The sequence below is a fragment of the Nostoc sp. genome, from assembly GCF_036916975.1.
Taxonomy (GTDB): Bacteria; Cyanobacteriota; Cyanobacteriia; order Cyanobacteriales; family Nostocaceae; genus Nostoc.
The window spans coordinates 1-4,566 of sequence record NZ_JBALFF010000073.1 but is presented as its reverse complement, the minus strand read 5'-3'; the positions used below and the strand labels follow the sequence as shown (position 1 = coordinate 4,566).

Annotated in this window: 3 protein-coding genes; 2 read left to right on the top strand and 1 reads right to left on the bottom strand. The window is 42.4% G+C overall.

Annotation, left to right across the window (positions count from 1 at the left end; all coding sequences use genetic code 11):
• Nucleotides 1–92: 92 nt before the first annotated feature.
• The gene (locus V7K73_RS18035) at nt 93–953 is read right to left on the bottom strand and encodes a hypothetical protein (protein ID WP_334881943.1); all 861 of its coding nucleotides are present in this window, start codon (nt 951–953) and stop codon (nt 93–95) included.
• 867 nt (nt 954–1,820) lie between these two features.
• Here V7K73_RS18035 and V7K73_RS18030 point away from each other — a divergent pair.
• Entirely contained in the window at nt 1,821–2,138 is a 318-nt protein-coding gene (locus V7K73_RS18030; RefSeq protein ID WP_094347427.1) for a hypothetical protein, read from the top strand.
• 416 nt (nt 2,139–2,554) lie between these two features.
• Nucleotides 2,555–4,282, top strand: a complete 1,728-nt coding sequence (locus V7K73_RS18025) for a succinate dehydrogenase/fumarate reductase flavoprotein subunit (RefSeq protein WP_334881942.1) — start codon at nt 2,555–2,557, stop codon at nt 4,280–4,282.
• The last annotated feature ends 284 nt before the right edge of the window (nt 4,283–4,566 follow it).

Below are 4,566 nucleotides of genomic sequence, written 5' to 3'. Positions count from 1 at the left end.
CCTAACTCCTAACTCCTAACTCCTAACTCCTAACTCCTAACTCCTAACTCCTAACTCCTAACTCCTAACTCCTAACTCCTAACTCCTAACTTTTAAAGGCCAGTAAAGTTGTAACCAACTCCTAACAAGAAACCTACATCAGTTTGATCGAAAAATCCGGCATTCACAGCAGCCGTTGCTGTAAATTGAGGAGTTAGAGGCACATCAATGCCACCAGTTACCAAAAAGGCTAATTGCGAATCATTACCAGTTTTGTAAGCTGCACCCACTCCAACGTAAGGTGCGATCGCTAATGGTTCGCTAAAAGCATCTGCTGATTTGAAGGTAAAATCGTAAGTGACGGGAAGTAAAATTGTGGTGTTGTCCCCAAATACGGCTGAAGGACGCACCGAAATAGAATTTGTCAGCCCAATTTTACTAACTACCGCAAAGTTACCATCGCCCAAAGACGCATCACCACCACCACTCAAACCAATGTTAGCAGCAATACCAATATAGCTACTGCCACCACGAGTAGTTTTACCTAAATCAATATCCGATTGAGCTACTTTGGTAGCTACTTTGGTAGTAGATGGTTCAGAAGAAGTTGTCTCAGAAGTCGGTTGTACAAATTCAGATGTCAGCGTTGCAGATGAAGTTGCTACTGTGCCGGGAATCGGTGCAGGCGTTACACTAGCGTTTTCCTCTATCGCAGCATTTGAAGGCTGCTGTACTTTAGCTAAATTTGTGGCTGTAAATGTTTCAATTGTTTCTGGAGAGAGTTTTTGGCTTACACTGCCTAGTTCTGTACTAAACTCATTGGGAGACGCTACGGTTGCAGAAGGATCGGCTAATGCCTGACTGTTTACCTTGTCCACTGTCTGGGCAGTTGCTGATAATCCGCTACTTAGGACTACAAGAGCAGCTATGCCTGGCAACCAAAAAACACCTTTACGAAAAAAAATAGTATTCACGTTCACTCCTAAAACAATATTGCCACGAAAAACAAAGGGTTTTGTTGATTAAAGTCAACAAATTCGGGCAATACTCAAAATTTAACACCAAAAAATTGGTTTTTCCATTCGGACTTTACGGGATTTATCTAGTTAATATTTACTATCAAAAAATTAAATACTATATCCTAAATATCTAGAATTTGATAGATGACAAAACTTATTTTGGCTTTACGCAAAGAGTCTATTTGTTAAGGAGGTCATTAGGATTGCGAAAACTTTTAACAAAAAACTTAGCCGATATCAACACCTAGCTCCTTAATCTTTCTGCTAACTGTTAAGCACATTGGCTTCAATCTGGTAGGATACATTATTGGGATGGTGCGTTAAGCTACGGCATAACACAACGCCACTTACTAAAGAGCGGGTTCTCCAAAGGAGTACAACGCCAGAAACTCGCACAACCCAGTACATACGTGTCAACTTAACGAAAAAGTCCTATCGCGCAAACAACTTCAGTTGTTTGCGCGATAGTAAAAGTCATCTCTTGATGACTAAAATATACCCAAAAATCTAAAATCTACTGAAGTAGAATTTAGCTAAAAGCCAAATAACTTTAGTTCTAGGTGGGTGAGGAAGCTAACAGTTAAATTATTTCGTAGTACAAGAGAAGGAGAGAATTACAGGTAGCTACAACTACAAAAGAAGGGCTTCCCGTAGCGGATGGTTGGTGTATTTTTGTCATGCTGTACTAGAAATTGCGCTTTGTAACAAAAAAAGTTGATTGTGAAGTTATATTACGAAGCTTGCAAAAATATTTAGAAATTGTCTAGAAGGCAAACATAGTTCTAACGTAGAACCTATTAGGAGAGACTTGAGGCAAATTGGATGATCGGAAATAATATTCAAAAGTATCGGTTTGTCTGTACCCTGACTTTCGGTGACATCTACGGTCAAATAATTGTTTGGTTGATTACAATTACCCTAAGTTTGGCATCAGCCTTGGCGCTAATGGGTGCCAAGCGACCCGTGTACGCTTTAGCAACAGCGGGTCTGGTTGTTCTGTTATCGCTACCTTTCTTGTTGTTTGCGTTTGTCACTACCTTGTTAAATCATATTGAACTCACTCCTGTAGGGCCTGAAACCAAAATGGAACCCATGCCAGGTAATGTGTCTCAGCAACAACCTGTAGAAGCTACTAGCTGAAGAGTTAGGAGTTAGGAGTTAGGAGTTAAGAGTTAGGAGTTATGAGTTAGGAGAGCATCCCAATTTTGGCTTAAATCTTTTCCCTCACCCCCAGCCCCTCTCCCATGTTTGGGAGAGGGGAGACATAATTCTAGTTCCTCGAATCCCATCATTTGGGATTCGGGATTAGGGGATGAGGGCAAACACAAAGTTTTTGCACCTGACGGGATGCTCCTGGAGTTTGGAGTTTGGAATTTGGAATTTGGAGTTATAATGAAGACCTAACTCTTAATTTTTAACTTTTCACTCCTAATTTCAAAATTGGTAATAAAATCCCTGTCTATAGGCAGGGATTTTTTTGTAGAGATGCGATCGCACTACCTGATTAATCACCTCTCTACAATAGAACAGCAGTGGTTTGCAATCAGGGGCTAATTATGCTAGAACACGATGTGATTATTGTCGGGGGTGGATTGGCGGGATGTCGGGCTGCTGTAGAAATTGCCCGCACTGACCCTAATTTAAATATTGCTGTGGTTGCCAAAACCCACCCAATTCGATCGCACTCGGTGGCTGCTCAAGGTGGTATGGCTGCATCGCTGAAAAATGTTGATTCAGCAGATACTTGGGAAGCACATGCTTTTGATACTGTCAAGGGTTCTGATTATTTGGCAGACCAAGATGCTGTGGCAATTCTCGCCCAAGAAGCGCCAGATGTGGTAATCGACTTGGAACACATGGGCGTTTTGTTCTCTCGCTTACTCGATGGGCGCATTGCTCAACGGGCTTTTGGCGGACATTCCCACAACCGCACTTGCTACGCGGCTGATAAAACTGGTCACGCGATTTTGCACGAATTGGTTAATAACTTGCGGCGTTATGGGGTGCAAGTTTATGAAGAATGGTATGTGATGCGTCTGATTTTGGAAGAAAATGAGGCCAAGGGTGTGGTAATGTTTCATCTTTTGGATGGACGTATAGAAGTGGTACGGGCTAAGGCGGTGATGTTTGCCACAGGGGGCTATGGTCGCGTTTATAACACCACCTCTAATGATTACGCTTCTTCCGGGGATGGTTTGGCAATGACTGCGATCGCAGGTTTACCCCTCGAAGATATGGAATTTGTCCAATTTCATCCCACTGGTTTATATCCGGTAGGGGTGCTGATTTCAGAAGCAGTACGCGGTGAAGGGGCGTATCTGATTAATAGTGAAGGCGATCGCTTTATGGCGAACTATGCACCCAGTCGGATGGAATTGGCTCCTCGTGATATTACCTCACGAGCGATCGCTTACGAAATTCGCGTCGGTCGTGGTGTTCATCTCAATGGTAGTGCTGGGGGCCCTTTTGTCTATCTGGATTTACGCCATTTGGGCAAAGAAAAAATTATGAGTCGGGTTCCCTTCTGTTGGGAAGAAGCCCACCGTTTGGTAGGCGTTGATGCGGTAACTCAACCTATGCCAGTTCGCCCGACAATTCATTATTGTATGGGTGGTATCCCAGTTAACATTGATGGGCAAGTCCGCAGTAGTGGTGATGGTTTAGTTGATGCCTTCTTTGCTGCTGGCGAAACATCTTGTGTTTCCGTACATGGTGCTAATCGTTTGGGGAGTAATTCTCTGCTGGAATGTGTCGTTTATGGCAAGAGAACTGGGGCTGCGATCGCGCATTTTGTCCAAAAACGTAAGTTACCCTCAGTGGATGAACAGCGTTATCAAAAGGAAGCCCAGCAACAAATCCAAGCTTTACTAGAACAACCAGGACAGTACCGCATTAACCAAGTTCGTCAAGCCTTCCAGGATTGTATGACTGATTACTGCGGCGTTTTCCGCACTGAGGCATTAATGAGTGAAGGGTTGCACAAATTAGAAGAAATACAACAGCAATATCCGCAAATTTATTTAGATGACAAAGGTAGCTGCTGGAATACAGAACTTGTGGAAGCTTTGGAATTGCGAAGTTTGATGGTAGTGGGACAGACTATTTTAGCATCAGCTTTAAATCGTCAAGAAAGTCGTGGCGCTCATTTCCGCGAAGATTATTCCGAGCGAGATGATACCAACTTTCTCAAACACACAATGGCTTACTATTCACCTGCGGGAATTGACATTCAATATCGACCTGTGGCGATTACTATGTTTGAGCCAAAAGAGCGGAAGTATTAGCCAAAGATAAATTTATATGGAAAATCGAGGTGACTATAAAAATTTAGTCCACCTCGATTAAGAATATGAAATATTAAGTTATTAATCAGAACCTAATTGTCTCTGAATCACAGCTATTATCTTTTCTTCCCAAGCCGGATCATTTAATTTTATTGCAGCATCATTACGATGACGAGATTTTCGTCTATCCATGAACCTATCCCACTAATATGAAAATGTGATAATCTACTTTCCATCTGAGAAGAGTGTATCAGTTTATGGCTGGACGTTTTGAAGGACTGAGT